Origin of the sequence: Mariniflexile aquimaris (assembly GCF_042676825.1) — a bacterium.
Taxonomy (GTDB): domain Bacteria; phylum Bacteroidota; class Bacteroidia; order Flavobacteriales; family Flavobacteriaceae; genus Mariniflexile; species Mariniflexile aquimaris.
The window spans coordinates 21,537-42,640 of the sequence record NZ_JBHTIB010000014.1 but is presented as its reverse complement, the minus strand read 5'-3'; the positions used below and the strand labels follow the sequence as shown (position 1 = coordinate 42,640).

The 21,104-nt window shown below is 33.2% G+C and carries 21 protein-coding genes; 19 read left to right on the top strand and 2 right to left on the bottom strand.

The features are described from left to right. Positions 1-56: 56 nt before the first annotated feature. From ACFQ0I_RS13560 to ACFQ0I_RS13510, 11 genes are all read left to right on the top strand, one after another. Positions 57-1,247: a pyridoxal phosphate-dependent aminotransferase gene (locus tag ACFQ0I_RS13560; protein ID WP_379943135.1), complete on the top strand. Its 1,191-nt coding sequence runs from the start codon at positions 57-59 to the stop codon at positions 1,245-1,247. Then, complete coding sequence (gene murB / locus ACFQ0I_RS13555; protein ID WP_379943133.1) at positions 1,247-2,260, top strand: UDP-N-acetylmuramate dehydrogenase; 1,014 nt, start codon at positions 1,247-1,249, stop codon at positions 2,258-2,260. Before ACFQ0I_RS13560 ends, murB begins: the two co-directional genes overlap by 1 nt. Positions 2,261-2,327: 67 nt before the next feature. Then, on the top strand, positions 2,328-2,858 hold the full coding sequence (locus ACFQ0I_RS13550; RefSeq protein ID WP_379943132.1) for an RNA polymerase sigma factor: 531 nt from the start codon (positions 2,328-2,330) through the stop codon (positions 2,856-2,858). 11 nt (positions 2,859-2,869) lie between these two features. Then, the gene (locus tag ACFQ0I_RS13545; RefSeq protein WP_379943130.1) at positions 2,870-3,658 is read left to right on the top strand and encodes an anti-sigma factor domain-containing protein; all 789 of its coding nucleotides are present in this window, start codon (positions 2,870-2,872) and stop codon (positions 3,656-3,658) included. A 193-nt stretch (positions 3,659-3,851) separates the two neighbouring features. Further along, positions 3,852-4,055 (top strand): membrane or secreted protein, encoded by a 204-nt coding sequence (locus tag ACFQ0I_RS13540; RefSeq protein ID WP_379943129.1) that lies wholly within the window; start codon positions 3,852-3,854, stop codon positions 4,053-4,055. A gap of 6 nt (positions 4,056-4,061) precedes the next feature. Beyond that, on the top strand, positions 4,062-5,174 hold the full coding sequence (locus ACFQ0I_RS13535) for a glycosyltransferase (RefSeq protein ID WP_379943127.1): 1,113 nt from the start codon (positions 4,062-4,064) through the stop codon (positions 5,172-5,174). Continuing rightward, positions 5,165-5,710 (top strand): RNA polymerase sigma factor, encoded by a 546-nt coding sequence (locus tag ACFQ0I_RS13530; protein WP_379943125.1) that lies wholly within the window; start codon positions 5,165-5,167, stop codon positions 5,708-5,710. Before ACFQ0I_RS13535 ends, ACFQ0I_RS13530 begins: the two co-directional genes overlap by 10 nt. Continuing rightward, positions 5,710-6,954, top strand: coding sequence for an NRAMP family divalent metal transporter (locus ACFQ0I_RS13525; RefSeq protein WP_379943123.1), 1,245 nt, complete (start codon positions 5,710-5,712; stop codon positions 6,952-6,954). The genes ACFQ0I_RS13530 and ACFQ0I_RS13525 overlap by 1 nt, the downstream gene beginning before the upstream one ends. Before the next feature lie 48 nt (positions 6,955-7,002). After that, complete coding sequence (gene lipA, locus ACFQ0I_RS13520; protein ID WP_379943121.1) at positions 7,003-7,884, top strand: lipoyl synthase; 882 nt, start codon at positions 7,003-7,005, stop codon at positions 7,882-7,884. A gap of 2 nt (positions 7,885-7,886) precedes the next feature. Beyond that, positions 7,887-8,891, top strand: a complete 1,005-nt coding sequence (gene gap / locus ACFQ0I_RS13515; RefSeq protein WP_379943290.1) for a type I glyceraldehyde-3-phosphate dehydrogenase — start codon at positions 7,887-7,889, stop codon at positions 8,889-8,891. Between the two features lie 39 nt (positions 8,892-8,930). Continuing rightward, the gene (locus tag ACFQ0I_RS13510) at positions 8,931-11,168 is read left to right on the top strand and encodes an ATP-binding protein (protein ID WP_379943119.1); all 2,238 of its coding nucleotides are present in this window, start codon (positions 8,931-8,933) and stop codon (positions 11,166-11,168) included. Here ACFQ0I_RS13510 and lpxK read toward each other — a convergent pair. Then, positions 11,165-12,169 carry a tetraacyldisaccharide 4'-kinase gene (lpxK, locus tag ACFQ0I_RS13505; RefSeq protein WP_379943117.1) on the bottom strand — a complete coding sequence of 335 codons (1,005 nt, stop codon included), beginning with the start codon at positions 12,167-12,169 and terminating at the stop codon, positions 11,165-11,167. The two genes, ACFQ0I_RS13510 and lpxK, sit on opposite strands and share 4 nt — an antisense overlap. 136 nt (positions 12,170-12,305) lie before the next feature. Here lpxK and ACFQ0I_RS13500 point away from each other — a divergent pair, with 136 nt between their 5' ends. The 5 genes from ACFQ0I_RS13500 to ACFQ0I_RS13480 all read left to right on the top strand — a co-directional run bounded on the left by ACFQ0I_RS13500 (position 12,306) and on the right by ACFQ0I_RS13480 (position 16,664). Continuing rightward, positions 12,306-13,400, top strand: a complete 1,095-nt coding sequence (locus ACFQ0I_RS13500) for a Nif3-like dinuclear metal center hexameric protein (RefSeq protein ID WP_379943116.1) — start codon at positions 12,306-12,308, stop codon at positions 13,398-13,400. A gap of 3 nt (positions 13,401-13,403) precedes the next feature. Next, positions 13,404-14,186 carry a zinc ribbon domain-containing protein gene (locus tag ACFQ0I_RS13495; RefSeq protein ID WP_379943114.1) on the top strand — a complete coding sequence of 261 codons (783 nt, stop codon included), beginning with the start codon at positions 13,404-13,406 and terminating at the stop codon, positions 14,184-14,186. Between the two features lie 121 nt (positions 14,187-14,307). Beyond that, complete coding sequence (gene msrA, locus ACFQ0I_RS13490; protein WP_379943112.1) at positions 14,308-14,967, top strand: peptide-methionine (S)-S-oxide reductase MsrA; 660 nt, start codon at positions 14,308-14,310, stop codon at positions 14,965-14,967. Between the two features lie 67 nt (positions 14,968-15,034). After that, a complete protein-coding gene (locus ACFQ0I_RS13485) occupies positions 15,035-15,550 on the top strand; it encodes a hypothetical protein (RefSeq protein WP_379943110.1) in 516 nt (171 codons plus the stop codon). A gap of 193 nt (positions 15,551-15,743) precedes the next feature. After that, a complete protein-coding gene (locus ACFQ0I_RS13480) occupies positions 15,744-16,664 on the top strand; it encodes a hypothetical protein (protein WP_379943108.1) in 921 nt (306 codons plus the stop codon). Positions 16,665-16,740: 76 nt separating this feature from the next. Here the strand turns inward: ACFQ0I_RS13480 and ACFQ0I_RS13475 are convergent, their stop codons facing one another. Then, the gene (locus ACFQ0I_RS13475; RefSeq protein ID WP_379943106.1) at positions 16,741-17,541 is read right to left on the bottom strand and encodes a class I SAM-dependent methyltransferase; all 801 of its coding nucleotides are present in this window, start codon (positions 17,539-17,541) and stop codon (positions 16,741-16,743) included. Positions 17,542-17,611: 70 nt separating this feature from the next. Here ACFQ0I_RS13475 and ACFQ0I_RS13470 point away from each other — a divergent pair, with 70 nt between their 5' ends. The 3 genes from ACFQ0I_RS13470 to ACFQ0I_RS13460 all read left to right on the top strand — a co-directional run bounded on the left by ACFQ0I_RS13470 (position 17,612) and on the right by ACFQ0I_RS13460 (position 21,102). After that, positions 17,612-18,271 carry a hypothetical protein gene (locus ACFQ0I_RS13470; RefSeq protein ID WP_379943104.1) on the top strand — a complete coding sequence of 220 codons (660 nt, stop codon included), beginning with the start codon at positions 17,612-17,614 and terminating at the stop codon, positions 18,269-18,271. 73 nt (positions 18,272-18,344) lie between these two features. Next, the gene (gene kynU / locus ACFQ0I_RS13465) at positions 18,345-19,616 is read left to right on the top strand and encodes a kynureninase (protein WP_379943103.1); all 1,272 of its coding nucleotides are present in this window, start codon (positions 18,345-18,347) and stop codon (positions 19,614-19,616) included. Between the two features lie 88 nt (positions 19,617-19,704). After that, a complete protein-coding gene (locus tag ACFQ0I_RS13460) occupies positions 19,705-21,102 on the top strand; it encodes an FAD-dependent oxidoreductase (RefSeq protein ID WP_379943101.1) in 1,398 nt (465 codons plus the stop codon). Positions 21,103-21,104 lie beyond the last annotated feature (2 nt).

The following is a 21,104-nucleotide window of genomic DNA, read 5'->3' as shown; positions in this document are numbered from 1 at the left end:
ATTTAAAAAAACTTTAAGATAATTTTCTCAACTTTGCCGCCTATAATTTATTTTAAATGCCAACAATATCTAGAAAAGGGCTATTAATGCCAGAATCTCCCATTCGTAAGTTAGTTCCTTATGCAGAAAAAGCTGCTAAGAATGGAAAGTCTATTTATTATTTAAATATTGGCCAACCAGATATTAAAACGCCCGAAGTTGCCTTAAAAGCAGTTAAAGACAATACCGTTGAGATACTGTCTTATTCTAGATCTGAAGGCTCGGATACCTATAGAAAAAAACTGGCGGCCTACTATAAAAAATACAATATAAATGTGTCTCATAAAGACATTATTGTAACAACTGGTGCGAGTGAGGGTTTGTTATTCCTATTTAGTAGCATCATGGATCCGGGTGATGAAGTTATTATTTCAGAACCTTTTTATGCCAATTATATTGCTTTTTCAACATCGTCTGGCGTTAATGTAGTGCCTGCTGTTTGTAGTATTGAAGATAATTTTGCATTGCCATCAATTGAAACCTTCGAAAAACTTATCACGCCAAAAACTAAGGCTATTTTAATTTGCAACCCTGGAAATCCAACGGGATATTTATATTCTAAAGAAGAAATTGAAAAATTGGCAGCTTTAGCCATTAAACACGATTTGTTTTTAGTTTCCGATGAAGTTTATCGAGAATTTGTGTACGACGGAAATACGCATTATTCCATTTTGCAAGTAGAAGGTTTAGAAGAACATGCTGTTGTAATTGATTCTGTATCGAAACGATATAGTATGTGCGGAGCGCGTGTTGGCTGTTTGGTTTCAAAAAATCGTAAGGTTCTTAAAACAGTATTAAAATTTGCTCAGGCCCGCTTAAGTCCGCCAACCTACGCACAAATTGCAAGTGAAGCCGCTTTAGATACACCACAGAGTTATTTTGATGATGTTATAGCTGAATATGTAGATAGACGCGACACATTAATTCATGAATTACAAAAAATTGAAGGTGTAAAAGTGGCAAAACCAAAAGGTGCTTTTTATTGTATTGCAGAATTGCCAATCAAAAATTCAGATGATTTTGCACAATGGCTACTAGAGAAATTTGATATAAACGGCGAAACCGTCATGGTTGCACCTGCAGGTGGATTTTATTCCACACCCGGCTTAGGTTTAAACCAAGTGCGCATTGCCTACGTTCTTAAAAAAGAAAGTTTAATAAAAGCGGTTCACATTATAAAAGAAGCTCTTAAAGTTTACAAAGATTAGTGCAAATTAAAGAAAACATATCGTTAAAACCCTTCAATACATTTGGTATTGATGTATCGGCAAAGTACTATGTCTCGGTATCGAATATTGAAGAATTAAAACAAATTCTATCACTAAAAACCTACCCAAATATACTATTTCTAGGAGGTGGCAGCAATATGTTACTTACCAAAAATTTTGACGGTCTTGTAATTCACATAAATTTAAAAGGCATCGAAATTGTTTCGGAAGACAGTAATTATGTTTATGTGAAAGCGTCGGCAGGAGAAAATTGGCATGAGTTTGTTGTTTGGTGTATAAATAACGATTTTGGAGGCATTGAGAATTTGTCTTTAATTCCGGGTAATGTTGGTACAGCACCCATCCAAAACATTGGCGCTTACGGCGTAGAACTTAAAGATATTTTTTATAGTTGTGAAGCCATGGCCACCGATACCCAACAACTAGAAAATTTCACTAACGAAACCTGTAATTTTGGGTACAGAGATTCTATTTTTAAAAATAAAATTAAGGGGCAATATATTATCACCAGTGTTATTTTTAAACTTACAAAACAAAACCATAAGCTTCATATAAATTACGGTAGCATATCTACAGAGCTCGAAGCTATGGGTATAAGTAACCCAACAATACAACAAATATCTAAAGTAGTAATTGCGATTAGAGAAAGTAAATTACCAAATCCAAAAGAAATTGGAAATAGTGGTAGTTTCTTTAAAAATCCGTTAGTTTCAAAAGCACATTACAATAAATTACTCAAAAATTTTAAAGACATGCCAAGCTATACAGTGTCAGAGCATGAAGTAAAAATACCTGCTGGTTGGCTAATTGAAAAAGCTGGTTTTAAAGGCAAACGATTTGGCGATTATGGCGTTCATAAAAATCAAGCTTTGGTGCTTGTAAATTATGGCAACGCCAAAGGTTCGGATATATTAAATCTTTCTAAATTAATACAAGAAACCGTTCAAAGGCTTTTCGATATTTCTATTGAAGCCGAAGTTAATATCTTATAATACCAAAGAAATTTCTAACTTTGGTATTATTAAAATTGATATTTTAACAAATTAAAACTTATTCATTTTGATTTCATCCTTAGAAATACAAATAGTTAGTTTATTAGAACAAGGCGATAAAAAAGCTATTTCTATACTCTACGATAATTATTCCGATGCATTATACGGTGTAATTAAGAAAATAATAAGTGATGACGATACCGCTCAAGATGTACTTCAAGAAAGTTTTGTAAAAATATGGCGCTATTCAGATAAATACGATTCTAGTAAAGCAAAATTATTCACTTGGCTATACAGAATTGCGTATAACACTGCAATAGACAAGGTTAGGTCTTTAAAAAACAAAGACGGTAACGAAGTCCAAATAGATAAATCATCCGTATATAAGATATCAGCAGGCGAATTAAATGAGGATGTATTAGACATACAAAAACATTTAAAAAGCATTGATGAAAAATATCAAATAGTAATAAATGCGCTCTTTTTTGAGGGCATGACCCAACAAGAAGCCAGTGAAGAACTCGATATTCCACTGGGTACTATAAAATCGAGATTAAAGATTGGATTGCGTGAATTGAAAAAAATTTATAATCCTTAACAAAAAAAGTCATGAATGCGAAAATAACTACTTTTTTAAATTCTGGCCTACTAGAAAAATATCTATTAGGTGATACTACTTCTGAACAAACAGAAATAGTAGAGTCTTATATTTCAAAATATCCAGAAGTACAGAATGAATACAACACATTACAATACAATCTTGAAATTGTAACAAGAAGTAATGCTGTTGAAGTTCCTAAAAATATTTTAAGTAATATTTTAGACGAACTAGATGAAAAACCAGTCATTAAAATGAATACCTCTGTTCGATACAAAAAGTGGTATAAATTTAGTGTTGCTGCCAGTATAGCTGCTTTTATTTTTGCTGGCACCTCGTATCTGTTTTACAATCAAAATCAACGACTGAATGAAGAAAATCAGGTAGTGGTTGATGAAATTTTCGATTTACGAAGCGATATTGAAGCTAACAATAAAAAGTTAGACAACATTATGCAGCAGTTTATGGAGCTTAACGACCCTAATACCTACAAATATATCATGCAAGGTAATAGTCGTTCAAAAAATTTCAAAACCGTAGCTTATATCAACCCGAAAGAAAAAACATCGATGATAGACGTTGTTTCTTTACCCGATTTACCAGAAGACCAATGTTACCAAATTTGGGCAGAGTTACAAGGAAAAATGGTTAGTTTAGGAATTTTAACCGAAACAGACAGACAACTTAGAGCGATTCCATACACAGAAAACGCGCTAGCGTTAAACATCACTATTGAACCTAAAGGAGGTAATACACGAGCTTCTTTAGACAGATCTGTTGCCGAAATAGATTTACATTAATAGATTGAATTGATTATAGCAAGGTAAAGGCCTTATTTGTTCATCAAATAAGGCTTTTCCATTTTCATAACATTATTATTTTTAAAACAATAAAGTTTTAAAAAATAAAAGTGAAATCCATTATCTTTGCAGCTAATTAAATTTCTGTTCCAATAATCAGAAATTGTATTTCAATTGATTAATCTTATAAAAAATGAAACTTCTTTTAATAACTATTGTACTGTTAGGTATAGGATTTGCTGGGATTGCCATAAAAATTTGGGCAAAAAAAGGTGGTAAATTTGCCGGAACCTGTGCAAGTCAAAATCCAGTACTAAATAAATCAGGTGAAAGTTGCGGGTTCTGTGGTAAAACACCAGACCAATTTGACACTTGTAACGAACCGAAACATTCATAATTTTTTATGATGCTACTTGACTTTGTCTACTATGGCTTTATAGCTGTAGTTTTTATTCAAGTTATTTTTTACTTAGGTATTTTCGGGAAATTTGCTTTTAAAAAGCCAAGTAAAGAATCTCGTAAAATAGTAGATGTATCTGTAATTATATGTGCAAAAAATGAAGCTGAAAATCTTAAAAATTTTCTGCCTTCAATCATCTCTCAAGACTATCCTAATTTCGAAATCGTTTTAATAAACGACGCTTCCAGTGACGATACACTCGATGTCATGGAAACTTTTGCCAATGAAAATGCTAATATTAAAATTGTTGATGTAAAAAACATCGAAGCTTTTTGGGGTAACAAAAAATACGCCCTTACACTTGGCATTAAAGCTTCTAAAAACGAACACTTATTATTTACGGATGCCGACTGTAAACCTGTGTCAAAATACTGGATACAAGAAATGTGTTCTCAGTTTAATGATGAAAAAAGCATCGTTTTGGGTTATGGGGCTTATTCAAAAATAAAAAAATCGTTTCTAAATAAAATTATTCGGTTTGAAACGTTAGTTACGGCGCTTCAATATTTTTCATTTGCAAAAATTGGATTGCCTTATATGGGCGTGGGCAGAAATTTAGCCTACGCAAAAGCAGAATTTTTTAAGGCGAATGGGTTTATAAATCATATAAAAATACGTTCCGGAGACGACGATTTATTTATAAATCAAGTAGCTACTAAAAAAAATACAGCCATTAGCTTTTCTAAAAAAAGCTTTACAATATCGAAACCAAAAACAAAATTTAAAGACTGGATAAAACAAAAAAGGCGGCATATTTCAACCGCCAACCATTATAAATTACATCATAAAATACTACTAACTTTAATTTATTGCACACAACTACTTTTCTGGATTTTAGCCATCATATTATTTGCATTCACCTTTAACTGGGAAATAGTTTTAGTCATCTTTTTAACCCGTATAATTATACAATTCATAGTTTTTGGAAAGACATCAAAAAAATTAGGAGAAAACGATCTCATCGCCTTACTTCCAATACTCGAAGTTTTTTTAATTACTATACAATTCGTTATATTTATAAATAATCTCATCTCAAAACCAAATCATTGGAAATAAAAGAAGCCATTAAACGTGCGAAAGAAAACGACCAAAAAGCGTTTAACTTTTTATTGGACACGTTTTGGGATGATGTATATGGCTTTCAGTTAAAGCGCATTCAGAATGAAAATGACGCTGAAGATATTACCATTCAAACATTCTCGAAAGCCTTTGATAGAATTGAAACTTTTGATGATTCTTATAAATTCAAAACCTGGCTTATTACCATTTCTAAAAATATTCATATCGATTTATTAAGAAAGGAAAAAAAGTCTATTACTCAAATTACTTCAAACGATGATAAGTCGGTGTATCAAATTTTAGATGAATCACCAACCCCTGAAGACGAATTAATTACCGAGCAACATTTAGCGAAATTATTGCGAGATATAAAAAAATTAAAACCGCATTACCAGGAAGTAATCAATCTTCGCTATTTTCAAGAATTGAGTTATAAAGAAATTTCTAATAAACTTAAAGAACCTATAAATAACGTAAAGGTTAAATTATTGCGTGCCAAAAAATTATTAGCCGAAATTATTCAGGAAAAGTAATGTTCTCTAAACTTAAAAATTTAGGTCCGGGTTTATTATTTGCCGGAGCAGCCATTGGCGTATCGCATTTAGTGCAATCTACCCGCGCGGGTGCCGATTTTGGCATGGGATTAATTTGGGCACTACTTTTAGTAAACCTGTTTAAATATCCTTTTTTTCAGTACGGACCGCGTTATGCCACTGCTACGGGCGAGAGTTTACTGGATGGTTATCTTAAATTAGGAAAAGGTGTTTTAGTAACTTATTTCATTTTAAATATAGCAACCATCTTTACCATACAAACGGCGGTTACTATTGTAACGGCAGGTTTAGCCTCTAACCTCTTTGGTGATTTTGGGTCGTTTAATCTTGGTTCTAGATTAATAACCAGTACAGAAATTTATACCGTTATCATACTTGGCATTTGCATTTTGCTTTTACTAATTGGCAAATACAAGCTTTTAGATAAATTAATGAAAATAATTGTTATAACCTTAACAATAAGTACATTAATAGCTGTTACTATGGCTTTTACAAATAAAACAGAGTCACTTTCGTTTACACAAATAATCCCATCAGACGCTGTGGGGATTGCTTTTTTAATTGCCTTTATGGGATGGATGCCCGCTCCGCTTGATGTTGCTGTTTGGCAGTCGCTTTGGTGCATTGAAAAAAATGATGAAACGAAACAGTACACACCAAAATCCGCGTTGTTCGATTTTAATATAGGCTACTTAAGCACCATATTTATTGGTGTAGGCTTCCTCATGTTAGGCGCTTTAGTGATGTTTAATAGTGGCGAAATATTTAGTAATTCGGCAAGTGTTTTTTCAAACCAATTAATTGGAATGTACACTAAAAGTCTCGGGAATTGGGCTTACTTAGTTATTGGAATAGCTGCTTTTACCACCATGTTTAGTACCACACTAACCACATTAGATGCTTCACCCAGAGCTATGGCACAAACCACAAAATTACTTTTTAAAAAATCTTCGAAATTTAATTACAACTTTTGGATAGCCTTATTAACTTTCGGAACAGTATTTATATTTTTATTTTTTGCTTCAGAAATGGGTTTACTAATAAAAATCGCTACCATTTTATCGTTTATCACGGCGCCTTTCTATGCTATTATGAATTATCGATTAATTTCAAGTAAACACACCCCTAAAGACTGGCAACCTTCCAAACAAATGCACTTATTAAGCATCATAAGTATTGCTTTTTTAATAGGTTTCAGTATTTGGTTTCTCATGTCGCTATAACGCACTTTTAAAAGAATACTTTGTATCTTTGCCCTTTATTTTAAAAACATGGATTCAGAAACCGTTTCAAATATACTACCCGAAGAACGTTTGGCTAAACCTAAATGGCTTCGTGTTAAATTACCAACAGGAAAAAACTACACCGAACTTAGAGGTTTAGTTGATAAATACAAATTAAATACTATTTGCACATCCGGAAGTTGCCCTAATATGGGAGAATGCTGGGGCGAAGGTACTGCTACCTTTATGATATTAGGTAATATTTGTACCCGCTCTTGTGGATTTTGTGGTGTAAAAACAGGAAGACCTGAAAATGTTGATTGGGATGAACCCGAAAAAGTAGCTCGCTCTATAAAGATTATGAATATTAAACACGCTGTGTTGACGAGTGTTGATAGAGATGATTTAAAAGACATGGGAAGCATTATGTGGGCTGAAACCGTAAAGGCTGTGCGACGAATGAATCCTGAAACCACCTTAGAAACACTTATCCCAGACTTTCAAGGTGTTGAGAAACATATAGACAGAATTATAAACGTAGCTCCAGAAGTGGTGTCTCATAATATTGAAACTGTTAGAAGATTAACGCGAGATGTTAGAATTCAAGCACAATACGACCGAAGTTTAGGAGTATTAAAATATTTAAAACAACAAGGACAACGTCGCACAAAATCTGGTATTATGCTTGGATTAGGTGAAACACGCGAAGAAGTTATAGAAACGCTACATGATTTAAAAGCAAATAATGTAGATATTGTAACTATTGGCCAGTACCTTCAACCTAGTAAAAAACATTTACCGGTTAAGCAATTTGTTAATCCAGATCAATTTAAAGAATACGAACAAATTGGTCTTGAATTAGGGTTTCGCCATGTTGAAAGTAGTGCGTTAGTACGTTCTTCATATAAAGCTCAAAAACACATTAATTAGTGATGATTTCTGTAGCTATTAATGGCTTTGGCAGAATTGGGCGTCGCGTATTTAGACTTCTTAAAAATTATCCAAATATTCAAGTAGTTGCTATTAACGATTTGGCCGATGCTAAAACCTTAAGTCATTTGCTTAAATATGATAGTGTGCATGGAGGTTTTAACGGAACGGTTTCTCATACCACCAATAGCATTCAGGTAAACGAACAAAAAGTTACCCTACTCAATCACCGTCATCCCAAAGAAATTAATTGGAAACCTTTTAATGTCGATTTTGTAATTGAAGCCACAGGTAAGTTTAAAACTAAATCCGATTTACAGCATCATATAACTAATGGCGCTAAACATGTTATTTTAAGTGTTCCGCCATTAGACGATGATATAAAAACTATCGTGATGGGCGTAAACGACCATATTATTGACGGTACCGAAAGCATCATTTCTAACGCCTCGTGTACCACAAATAATGCCGCCCCAATGATTGATATTATTAATAAACTTTGTGGTATTAATCAAGCTTACATTACAACCGTCCACTCCTACACTACCGACCAAAGTTTGCACGACCAACCGCATAGAGATTTACGTCGGTCGCGTGCTGCAGGTCAATCTATTGTCCCTACAACTACAGGAGCTGCAAAAGCATTAACCAAAATTTTCCCAGAACTATCAGATGTTATTGGAGGTTGTGGTATTCGCGTACCTGTTATAAATGGTTCATTAACAGATATAACCTTCAATGTAAAAAAAACAGTATCGATCGAAACCATAAATAATGCATTTAAACAAGCTGCCAAAAATCAGTATAAAGACATTTTAGAATATACAGAAGACCCCATTGTTTCTATCGATATTGTTGGAAACACACATTCTTGTATTTTCGATTCTGGAATGACTTCTGTGATAGGAAACATGGTAAAAATTATTGGTTGGTACGATAACGAAACAGGCTATTCGCAAAGAATAATTGACTTAATGTGTAATTTGTCGGAAAAAAAGTGTGTTTAATCGATAAAATAATTATATTTGTCCGTAATAATGATTAATATGTCCCGAATAAAAATCTACATATTTGTATTTACATTGCTTTTTAGCCTTGGCGCTTCTTCTCAAAAAACCATAGAAGATGACCCTGAATTGCTACAAAACAACATTAATTATCGAATTAATCAATCGCAAACGGAGTTAGAAAATTACAATTATTATAAGGCTCAGAAAAACTTAGATGAAGCTTTAATTTTAGCCGAAAAAAACGATCATAAAAAAAGTACAGGCATCATTTATTCTATAAAAGGCAAACTTCAACTTATTATAGGAGATCAAGATAAAGCCATCAAATCGCTTACAAAAGCCATAGAAGTTCAGCGACTTATAAACGATAATCAAAACTTAGGCAAATCATACAAAATTTTTGGTGATGTGTATATGGCTAAGAAAAATTACTATTCGGCCCTCGATTCTTACACCGCTGCAAAATCTAAATTCGAAGAAGAAGGTTTAAATAGCGATCTCGCTGATGTTTTATTATGCGAAGGTAAAACATATATTGCTCTAAAGAATTACAAAAAAGCCCGAGATATTATAGAACAAGCATTGGCTTTAGCAAAAAAAGAAGACGATTTTAAAACCCAGAGTGATGCACTCATTTCTTTAAGTCGTGTTTATAATCATTTAAGCAATAACGAAAAGTCTCTAACCTATGCGAATGATGGCGTAAATATCGCCAAGGCTAACAATTATATAAGCATTCTTAATAATGGTTATTTAGTACTGAGTGATATTTATAATTCAAATGAAAATTTTAAAGCTTCAAGAGATTATTTATCGTTATATGTTCAGCTTTCAGATTCGCTTGAAAATATAAAACGAACCAATTCATCGAGAGACGAGGAGACACAGTATTTGTTAAATGACGCCTTAGAAAAAAACAGTGAAATAGTTGAAAAATTAAATAAAGCTGAAGATGATAAAAGTTTAAACACGTTAATATCCATTTTAAGTGTCGCTTTAATTACCATCTTATCGTTACTAACGCTGTCGTTGTATAAAAACAATAACATTAGGTTAAAAACTAATAACATGCTCCACAAAAAAAATGGAGAATTAATTATTGCCAAAGAAAAAGCAGAATTAGCATCAAAAACAAAAGCAAACTTCCTTTCAACAGTAACACACGAATTAAGAACACCATTATACGCTGTAACTGGTTTAAGTAATATGCTTTTAGAAGAAAACCCAAAACCAGAACAAATTCAACATTTAAAATCGTTGAAATTCTCAGGCGATTACTTATTAACATTCATTAACGATATTCTTCAAATTAATAAAATTGAAGCCAATAAAGTTGATGTTGAACCAGAACCATTTAATTTAAAAAAGAAAATCAATAATATTATTCTGGCCTTACACAATTCGGCACAAGACAATAATATTAAAATACATTTAGAGTACGATAAAGATCTACCTGAAAACTTTATTGCCGACCAGTTAAAAATCTCACAAATCCTTATAAACTTAATAGGAAACTCTATTAAATTTACCAAAGATGGTGATATTTGGATTCGAGTGTACAAGATTGCAGAAGCCGGTAAAAATTACACTTTACGCTTTGAAGTTGAAGATAATGGTATAGGCATTAGCCAAGAAAAACAAGACAATATGTTCGAGAGTTTTTCTCAAGGATCTATTCAAATTAATAGAAAATACGGCGGCACAGGTTTAGGTCTTTCTATTGTAAAAGGATTAATTGATATATTAAAAGGAAAAATTTATGTGAAAAGTGAGTTGGATAAAGGCACTACTTTTTATTTTGAAATTCCATTAGAATACACCTCTGTAGAAGAAGCTAAAGACCTTAAAGTTAATTATTTTAGCGGTAATACAGACGAGATAGATTTAGAAAAAGTTAAAATTTTGGTGGTTGAAGACAACAAAATAAACCAAATGATTACTAAGAAGATTTTAACAAAAATGAAACTTAAGTGCGATATTATCGACAATGGTGAAGATGCTGTTGAAATGATTCGAGCCAATAAATACGACATTATTTTAATGGATATTCATATGCCAGGAATTAGTGGTATTGAAGCTACTAAAATTGTGCGATCATTTGATAAAGAACAAATAATTTTCGCTCTAACAGCGGTAACTATCGAAGATAAAATGCACGAATTTGAAGAAGCAGGGTTCACCGATATTATTCCAAAACCATTTAAACAGGAAGAATTCGAGAAAAAACTTTACAATGCTTTAGCTGCAAAAAAAGACAATTCGGCAACAGCCTAACTTTTTAAAAAGTCTTTAATCAATTTATTTACCAACTGTTCATTATCCATACGGACCTTTATTGGTAAGTAAAACAATTTATCCTTTAACGACTCGTATTGTTTTAAGCGCATAAAATCTTTTTCGGTGGTAATAATTAAACTTCTTTTTTCAATGTCTTTAATATCTTTTTCCGAAAAATTATAATGATCACTATAATTTAAATGCTCAAATTTTAAATTTTTCGACTTTAAAAAAGCTACCAAAGGATTGGCGTTGGCAATACCCGTTACCAAAGTAAAGTTAGAAACCGAATTAATAGATATCTCTCCACCTTCAGAGTTCAAGGTATTCGAATAGTCAATCGTACTAAAAAAAACATGCTGATGTTCTTCAGGCTTAATACGCTTAACAAAGCTACTTTTCTCTATGTCGCTTAAATTATCCGGACATTTAGTAACTATAATGATGTTTGCGCGTTTTGCACCTCTTCTTGGTTCTCTAAGATTTCCTGCTGGTAAAACAAAATCGTTAAAATAAGGTTTAGTATAGGTGGTTAATAAAATATTAAACCCCGCCTTTACCTTTCTATGCTGAAACGCATCATCCAACAAAACAATTTCTGCTGGTTTATTAAGCGTTCTCAATTGGGCTATGCCGTTTGTTCTAACAGCATCTACAGCTACATAAATATCATTTTTAAACTTTGTAAAAAACTGAAAAGGCTCATCACCTAAAGTTTCGGCTGTAGAATTTTCATCTGCCAAACCAAATCCTTTGGTTTTTCGTTTGTAACCCCTGCTTAAAGTGGCCACTTGATAGTCGTCTTTCAACAAATTAATTAAATACTCAATCATAGGTGTTTTCCCAGTACCACCAACACTTAAGTTTCCAACACATATCACCGGAAAATTATAGGAAGTCGATTTTTTTAAACCCAAATCGTACAAGGTATTCCGCAAACTTGTTACAGCATAATATAGGGGTACAAAAGGAAAGGATGCGTATCTAAGTAATTTCATGTGTTGTAATACTAGCTATTCAAGGATTACATGTAACATCTAAACAAAAAGTCTTTTTAACTGTCTTTATTTTTAGTATAAGATGTTTCATCTTAGCGAAAATAATATTTTATATTTGATACAAACAAATAAATTCATGATTGTTCAAGACGTTATTAATCATTTAGAAGAATTAGCCCCTTTAGCATATGCCGAAGATTTTGATAATGTGGGGCTTTTAGTTGGCGATAAAAACGAAAAAATAACAGGCATTCTGGTTACGCTCGATACGCTCGAAGCCGTTGTAGATGAAGCCATCAAAGAGAAATGCAACCTTATTATTAGTTTTCACCCAATTATTTTTAAAGGATTAAAAAAGTTAACTGGTAAAACATATGTTGAACGCGTCGTCATGAAAGCCATAAAGCACGATATAGCCATTTACAGCATGCATACCGCTTTAGATAACGCGATGCAAGGGGTAAACGACATGATATGCAACCAGTTAGAATTAATAAACAAACGCATTTTAATACCACAAAATGAAACTATAAAAAAACTAACAACCTATGTTCCTAAAGGTGAAGCCGAAAAACTGCGACTCGCTTTATTTAGCACTGGCGCTGGTAGTATAGGTAATTATTCTTATTGCAGTTTTAATGTTGAAGGCTACGGAACTTATAAAGGAAATGCCAATTCAAACCCTACCATCGGACAAAAAGATGTTTTACATACCGAAGAAGAAACAAAAATAACCATAACCTTTCCGAAGCATTTAGAATCTATAGTGAAACAAACGCTTTTTAAAACCCATTCTTATGAAGAAGTGGCTTATGAGATTATCACTTTAGAAAATAAAAATCAGAATATTGGTATGGGAATGCTAGGAGAACTAGCAGAATCTATGAATGAAAAAGATTTTTTAGTCTTTTTAAAAGAGAAAATGAACACAAAATGCGTGCGACACTCTTCATTTTTAAATAAAAATATTAAAAAAATTGCCGTTCTTGGCGGTTCAGGAAGTTTTGCTATTGAAGCCGCTAAAGCTGCTGGTGCTGACGCTTTTATAACTGCCGATTTAAAATATCACGACTTTTTTACAGCCGAAAACAACATTCTTTTAGCCGATGTGGGACATTATGAAAGTGAACAATTCACAAAAAATCTTTTAGTAGCATATCTTACAAAAAAAATTACTAATTTTGCAATCATTTTATCAAAGACAAATACCAATCCTGTTAAGTATTTTTAAAGTATGGCTAAAAGTAAAGAATTAACTGTTGAAGAGCGTTTAAGAGCGTTATACGATTTACAACTTATAGATTCTCGTATAGACGAAATTAGAAACGTACGTGGAGAACTTCCGTTAGAAGTACGTGATTTAGAAGATGAAGTTGCTGGACTAAACATTCGCTTAGAAAAATTAGTTTCGAATTTAGAAGTTATCGATAATGATATTGTATCTAAAAAGAACTTAATTGAAGAATCTAAATCGCTAATTAAAAAGTACAGCGAACAACAAAAAAATGTTAGAAATAACAGAGAATACAATTCTTTAACGAAAGAAGTTGAGTTTCAAGAATTAGAAATTGAACTAGCTGAAAAACATATAAAAGAATTTAAAGCTCAAATCGAGCAGAAAAAAGAAGTTATTGCTGAAACTAAAGAGCGATTAAAAGAGCGTGAAAACCACTTAAAACATAAAAAAGGTGAGTTGGATGCTATTTTAGCCGAAACTGAAAAAGAAGAGCAAGCTTTAATAGCCAAGTCTCATGAATATCAAGAGCAAATTGAAGAGCGTTTGGTTGCCGCTTACAACAGAATTCGTAAAAACGTAAAAAATGGCTTAGCAGTTGTACCAATCGAAAGAGGTGCTTCTGGAGGATCTTTCTTTACTATTCCACCGCAAATTCAAGTAGAAATTGCTGCGCGTAAAAAAGTTATTACTGATGAGCACAGTGGTCGTATTTTAGTTGATGCACAATTAGCCGAAGAACAAAAAGAAAAAATGACAAAATTATTTGCTAAATTAAGCTAATAATTGCCAAAAATATAGACGTAAAAGCCTTCTCAATGTGAAGGCTTTTTTTATTTCATAATCTTTCGTTAATTTCATTAAGGTCTTAAATAACGTTTCGTCTAAACTTGAAACTCAAAATATGAAACATATAATTTTAGCATGTTTTGTAACTGTATTATTCAGTTGCCAAAACAATGCACAAGCAAACAAAAACCAAGAAGCGGTTATAAACGCCAAACCTATTGAAGTTCCTATAAAAAACGGTAAAGCCAAGGCCTATTTTGCCAGTGGTTGTTTTTGGTGTGTTGAAGCTATTTATGAAAGCGTAAAAGGCGTTGACGAAGTTATTAACGGATATTCGGGCGGTCATACTAAAAACCCCACTTACGAAGCTAGCAATACGGGGAAAACCGGACATGCAGAAGCTGTAGAAGTGATTTACGACCCTAAAATTGTAAGTTTCGAAACCTTGGTAGATGCTTATTTTGGCTCGCAAAATGTAACACAAGTTAACGGACAAGGAAATGATAGAGGTTCGCAGTATCGTTCCATTATTTTCTTTCAAAACGACGCACAAAAACAAATCATTCTAAAAAAGAAAGAAGCACTCGCCAAAAAGTTAAATGCTAAAATTGCTGCCGAAGTGTATCCGTTTCAAAAGTTTTGGGTAGCCGAAGATTATCACCAAAATTACGAACGCCTACATCCAGAAAACTCGTATATCCAAAATGTCTCTATCCCAAGATTAAATAGATTTAAAGCTACATTTCCTAAAGAATTTCTGAAAGATTCGCATTAATTATTATTTGATTTGGTGAAATATTTAAGCTAAATTCGTTTGTGGTGTGTAATTAAAAAATGAAAGTATGGACCTATTAAAACTAGCAATAGAATGGGCAAAAGAGGAAGTATTCTCAACACGTTTCTTTATTTTCTTTGCGATTGGATTTTTAATCGCAAGTGTTGGATTTTGGCAATTAGGAAAAACAGATTTAGCAAAGGCTTATATCATTCCAACGTTAGTAGCAGGTATATTACTATTAATAATTGGCAGCGGTACTAACTACACCAATATTCAAAGAATTAAACAATTTGAAAAGGATTTTAATACCGATGAAACTGCCTTTTATCAGTCTGAAATTGAACGTTCTGAAAGCACGTTAAAGCAATTTACATTTGTATTTAAATTAGTTCCAATATTAATTATCGCAGCAGCATTATTAATTCTATTTATTAATACACCAACTTGGAGAGCAATTAGCGTTACAACCATTTCAATGTTAATTGTCATTTTATTAATTGACGGCAATGCACTTTCAAGAATTGAAATCTACAACAAAGAATTAAAATTGTTGGACTTAAAAAATGAAATAAAAAAATAACTACACATAACAGCGTATATAAAAAATTGCTGGTGTTGTGCTAAAACAAAGGTCGTTGCACGTTTGCTACGTCTGATTTTCCTTCGGAAAATCCTCGCACGCAAACACGCAATTTTCCATATACAAACACGATAACGAACATAATACAATTAAACAGAATTAAGTATATTACATCTAATTCTAAAAATTCGAAATGAAAATCTATTTCATCCTAATATTAACGATTGCTTCTTGTTCTTCAAATGATAAAGACTCTACTAAATCATTAACATACCCTTCATATGGTCCTGAAATAGAAGTTACCATAAATAACTTATCCTTTGATGCCATGGAACCCTTCATTTCTCCTAACGAAAACTTTCTGTTCTTTAATAATTTAAATGATGGCATAAACACCAAACTCTATTATGCGACTAAAGTAAACGATTCAACTTTTAATTATGTTGGTGAGTTATTAGGAACAAATCAAACAACACCACCTCATTTAGATGCCGTTGCCGATTTAGATGCAAATGGAAATTTTTATTGGACCTCAACACGTAACTATCCTTCCGAATTAAATAATCTCTTTCACGGAACTTTTAGTTCTGGCAGTGTTAATAATATTGAACGAGTTCAAGGAGACTTTAATATGAATACTCTTGGTTGGTTAGTTATGGATCACGGAATTAGTTTAGATGGACAATTTCTTTACTACAATAATGCCAGATTTGACGATAAAAATTGTCAAGGTCCTTGTGAAACAATTTTAGGTATTGCAAAAAAAGTCAACGCTTCTACATTTAATAAATTACCAAATTCACCTTCAATATTACAAAATATTAATAATTCAAATTATATTTATTACGCTCCTTGCATAAGTAGTGACAATCTAGAATTATATTTCACAAGATATTTAAAAGGAACAATTACATCGGGAACTATTTTTGAAATATGTGTATCTGTTAGACACGATGCTTCAGAGGAATTTTCAAATCCAAAAGTATTATTCTCCGAAACCATTTTAAATTTAATTGAAGCCCCGACTCTTAGCGTCGATAAAAAGAAAATGTATTATCATAGAAAATCTTCTGATACGCATAAAATTATGATGCGTTATAGAAATACATATTAATATCCACTTGAATTTAATTAAAGTATTATCTTTTAGAAGCAATAAACAATCTTGTTTATTTTAAACTTCTTTTAGTTTAAAGTTTCGTCGCTTTCAAAGTAAATATCAACGGGTATAATTTATCTTTCGTAACAAACATTCCTGTTTCGGTTTCAACCAAATTCGGCAATACGTTGTACGGACTTTCATCAAACTCTTTCAAATAATCGATGTGCAGTCCAGCTTCCGTTAACGCAGAAACGACTTCACCCAAACCATGATTCCATCCATATTCTTTACTTATGATGTTTGATTCTTGATTGGCATAAGTACCCTCGTATTCTTCATAAATAACTTCGTTCTGCATATAGCCATATGTCATTTCTGCCTTTCCGTTTTTATAATCGAACATCCAAACTATCGGATGAAATTCAGCCATAAAAAATACACCGCCTTTCTTTAATCGCTCAGCAATCATTTTACCCCAAGGTTTCAAATCTGGCAACCACCCAATTACACCATAACTCGTAAAAACAATATCGAACGTATCTTTAATAAATTTTGAAGTATCTAACACATTGCAGCATATAAACTTAGCATCAAGCTGCAATTCATTATTTAATTCTGTGGCAAGTTTTACGCCTTCATCGCTTAAATCTACCCCAACACATTTAGCTCCTAGCCTACTCCAACTTAAGGTATCTTGCCCAAAATGACATTGCAAATGCAAAAGCGATTTCCCTTTTACATTTGGCAACGCTTCCAACTCATAGGCCTTTAGAGACGTTTCTCCCCTTTTAAAAGCTGCCATATTATACATAGCACTTTCGGCATGAACTTTCACCTTGCTATTCCAAGTTGTTTTATTAGTTTTAAAATACTCTGCGTTCGTTCCCATTAATTTATGTTTGGCGCTCTAATATAAAACTTCTTTAGCTTTATTATTATCTTAGCTTAAAATTAAAAAGATGAAAAAAATTATTCTAGCCGTTTCTATAGTGTTATGCATTTCTTGCAAGCAAAATAAGGAAGTCAAAGAAAAAGAATTGACCATTGCCGAAAAAATAGCCTATGCCCATGGTTTCGAAAATTGGAAACAGGTGAAAGAAATCGCCTTTACCTTTAATGTGGAAAAAGACAGTAGCCATTTTGAACGCTCGTGGCGCTGGAATACAAAATCTGGGGAAGTTGTTTTAGTTTCAGGCTTAGACACACTTACGTATAACAGAAAACAAGTTGATACTGTGTCTTTAAATGCAGACAAGGCATTTATTAACGATAAATTCTGGCTACTTGCACCATTTCAGTTAGTTTGGGATGCTGGCACTCAAATTTCTGAACCTGTTAAAGCAGAATCGCCAATTAGTAAGACTCAAATGAACAAAATTACTATAACCTATACTAATGATGGTGGCTACACCCCTGGAGATGCTTACGATTTTTATTTTGGGGATGATTATATAATTAAAGAATGGGTTTTTAGAAAAGGAAATTCTAAAGATGCATCCTTAACGACAACCTGGGAAGATTATGAAAATTATGCAGGATTGCAAATTGCCACTTCTCACAAAAAACCAGAAGATAATTGGAAATTACATTTTACTGGAATAACGATTAAAACTGATTAATTTCCCTACATTAAGTACTTCATTGCTAAGTTTAGAATCCTTATTTTTGTTAGAAACCCAAAATCAATGCAATTTGTCACACTATAAATTAGGTCTCGATTTTGCCATAGAACAAGATCAAAACGACGTATTAGCTTCTTATAGAAATCAATTTCATTTTCCAAAAGATCAACAGGGAAATGACTGTATTTACATGACTGGAAATTCGTTAGGCCTTCAGCCAAAACGAACGCAAGCCTACGTGAATGCGGTATTGGAAGATTGGGCTAATTTGGCTGTTGAAGGTCATTTTAATGGCGAAAATCCATGGCTAAGCTATCAAGAAGGCATGGTAGAAAGTATGGCAAAAATTGTGGGAGCCAAACCTATAGAAGTGGTTGTGATGAATACTTTAACGGCCAATCTTCATTTTTTAATGGCCTCGTTTTACAAACCAACAAAAAAACGCTTTAAAATCTTAATTGAAGCCGACGCTTTTCCTTCAGACAAATATGCCGTAGAATCGCAGTTACGACATCATGGGTTTGACGACAAGGAAGGATTAATCCTTTGGAAAGCACCAAAAAACGAAGAATTAGTAAACTATCAAGATTTAGAAATGCTATTAGCATCTCAGGGAAATGAAATCGCACTCATTTTAATTGGGGCTGTTAACTATTATACCGGACAATTCTACGATTTAAAACGCATAACCGAGCTAGGGCATAAACACGGCTGTATGGTTGGATTTGATTGCGCTCATGGCGCAGGAAATGTGGCACTAAATTTACACGAGTCTGGCGCCGATTTTGCCTCTTGGTGTACTTATAAATATTTAAATTCCGGACCTGGAAGTATGGCAGCTTGCTTTGTACATGAACGCCATGCTTATAACAAAAACCTCAACCGATTAACGGGTTGGTGGGGACATAATAAGGAAACCAGATTTAAGATGCGTGATGAATTCGAACAGCTACCAGGAGCCGCTGGTTGGCAATTATCGAATCCTCCTATTTTGTCGCTTGCTGCAATTAAAGCATCTCTAGAAATTTTTAATGAAGTAGGCATGGATACATTGATTAAAAAATCAAAACACCTCACTGGCTATTTAGAGTTTCTACTAAAACAGTTAGGCGACAATACGATTAAAATAATCACACCAAATAATCCGGATGAACGTGGTTGTCAGCTTTCTATATTTATAAAAAATGCGGACAAATCATTACATGATAAATTTACCGAAGCTGGTGTAATTTCTGATTGGCGAGAGCCAAACGTTATACGTTGTGCACCGGCTCCATTGTATAATTCGTATCAAGACGTATATTATTTGGTAGAACGGTTGAAATTAATACTGAATGATTAAAGAACACCTTCCTAAAGATGGAAGGATTTTACATTGAAAAATTAAAATTTTATAACATGAGATTCCCGCCTTCGCGGGAATAACAGAAATGAATAAACAACAAAACATACTGATTATTGGTGGCGGACTTTGTGGTTCACTCCTCGCCTTGCGCTTGGGACAACGTGGTTACCGTGTATCTGTTTATGAAATGCGCCCCGATATACGTCAGGTAAACACAGACTCTGGTCGTTCTATAAATTTGGCCTTATCAGACCGTGGTAAAAAAGCCATGAAACTGGTAGGCATCGAAGAGCAAATAAAAGCCTTTTGCGTGCCAATGACCGGAAGAATATTGCATGATGTTAGTGGTAAAACAATGTTTTCGGCATACAGTGGTCGTGAAAATGAATTTATCAATTCCATTTCGCGCGGACAACTCAACGCCCTATTGATAGATGAAGCCGAAAAACATAAATATGTTTCGTTCTATTTCAACAAAAAATGCCTTTCTGTAGATTTTGAAAAAACAACCGCACTTTTTAAAGATTACGACACAAAAAAGGAATTTATAGAAGATGCCGACGTTATTATCGCTACAGATGGCGCAGGTTCTGCACTGCGAAAAAGCTACTTTACAGCAAGAAAATTTCTGTTTAGTTATTCGCAAGACTATTTAACCCACGGGTACAAAGAATTGAGCATTCCTGCCGATAAAAATGGTGGTTACCAAATTGATAAAAACGCATTACACATTTGGGGAAGAGAAGATTTTATGCTTATTGCTTTGCCAAATTTAGATGGTAGTTTTACGGTCACCTTATTTTTAAGTTACGATGAAGGGGATTATAATTTTAATAATCTCACTACTAAGGAACGTGTTTTAGAATTTTTTGACAAATATTTTAAAGATGCTTTAGAAATTATGCCGAATCTGGCCGAGGAATTTTTTAAAAACCCAACCTCACCACTTGGAACCATTAGATGTTCGCCTTGGCATTATAAAGGAAACACCCTTTTAATGGGTGATGCTGCACATGCAATCGTCCCGTTTTATGGCCAAGGTATGAATGCTTCGCTTGAAGATATTGTTGAGTTTGATCAGGTTTTAGATAATCATCAAGGAGACTGGGAAACCGTATTTAAAACTTATGAAGCCTCTAGAAGAAAAGACACCAATGCCATTGCGGATTTAGCGATAGATAATTTTCATGAAATGAAAGGACACGTAAACAGCGACATTTTTAGACAAAAACGCGCTCTTGAAATGGCTTTAGAAAAACACTTTCCGCTTAAATATGCTTCCAAATATTCGTTGGTTACCTTTAATGAAGATGTAGGCTATCGAGAAGCCATGATACGGGGAAGAGCTCAAGACAAAGCAATTTTAAATATGATTGCCGATGGCGATTTAGATTTGAAAGCAGATTTAGAAAGTATATTAAAAAAAGTACTAAAAGCTACAGAAGCAGTACTTGAGGACGATAAAATTGCTGGATTTAATTAATG

Bases quoted from the DNA above. Each gene is read 5' to 3' on its own strand.
- ACFQ0I_RS13545 (WP_379943130.1), top strand. From the start codon at position 2,870: ATGAATGCGAAAATAACTACTTTTTTAAATTCTGGCCTACTAGAAAAA.
- ACFQ0I_RS13500 (WP_379943116.1), top strand. From the start codon at position 12,306: ATGATTGTTCAAGACGTTATTAATCATTTAGAAGAATTAGCCCCTTTA.
- ACFQ0I_RS13460 (WP_379943101.1), top strand. From the start codon at position 19,705: ATGAATAAACAACAAAACATACTGATTATTGGTGGCGGACTTTGTGGT.
- msrA (WP_379943112.1), top strand. From the start codon at position 14,308: ATGAAACATATAATTTTAGCATGTTTTGTAACTGTATTATTCAGTTGC.
- lipA (WP_379943121.1), top strand. From the start codon at position 7,003: ATGGATTCAGAAACCGTTTCAAATATACTACCCGAAGAACGTTTGGCT.
- ACFQ0I_RS13495 (WP_379943114.1), top strand. From the start codon at position 13,404: ATGGCTAAAAGTAAAGAATTAACTGTTGAAGAGCGTTTAAGAGCGTTA.
- ACFQ0I_RS13540 (WP_379943129.1), top strand. From the start codon at position 3,852: ATGAAACTTCTTTTAATAACTATTGTACTGTTAGGTATAGGATTTGCT.
- lpxK (WP_379943117.1), bottom strand. From the start codon at position 12,169: ATGAAATTACTTAGATACGCATCCTTTCCTTTTGTACCCCTATATTAT.
- gap (WP_379943290.1), top strand. From the start codon at position 7,887: ATGATTTCTGTAGCTATTAATGGCTTTGGCAGAATTGGGCGTCGCGTA.
- ACFQ0I_RS13535 (WP_379943127.1), top strand. From the start codon at position 4,062: ATGATGCTACTTGACTTTGTCTACTATGGCTTTATAGCTGTAGTTTTT.
- ACFQ0I_RS13560 (WP_379943135.1), top strand. From the start codon at position 57: ATGCCAACAATATCTAGAAAAGGGCTATTAATGCCAGAATCTCCCATT.
- ACFQ0I_RS13510 (WP_379943119.1), top strand. From the start codon at position 8,931: ATGTCCCGAATAAAAATCTACATATTTGTATTTACATTGCTTTTTAGC.
- ACFQ0I_RS13470 (WP_379943104.1), top strand. From the start codon at position 17,612: ATGAAAAAAATTATTCTAGCCGTTTCTATAGTGTTATGCATTTCTTGC.
- ACFQ0I_RS13485 (WP_379943110.1), top strand. From the start codon at position 15,035: ATGGACCTATTAAAACTAGCAATAGAATGGGCAAAAGAGGAAGTATTC.
- ACFQ0I_RS13475 (WP_379943106.1), bottom strand. From the start codon at position 17,541: ATGGGAACGAACGCAGAGTATTTTAAAACTAATAAAACAACTTGGAAT.
- ACFQ0I_RS13480 (WP_379943108.1), top strand. From the start codon at position 15,744: ATGAAAATCTATTTCATCCTAATATTAACGATTGCTTCTTGTTCTTCA.
- ACFQ0I_RS13525 (WP_379943123.1), top strand. From the start codon at position 5,710: ATGTTCTCTAAACTTAAAAATTTAGGTCCGGGTTTATTATTTGCCGGA.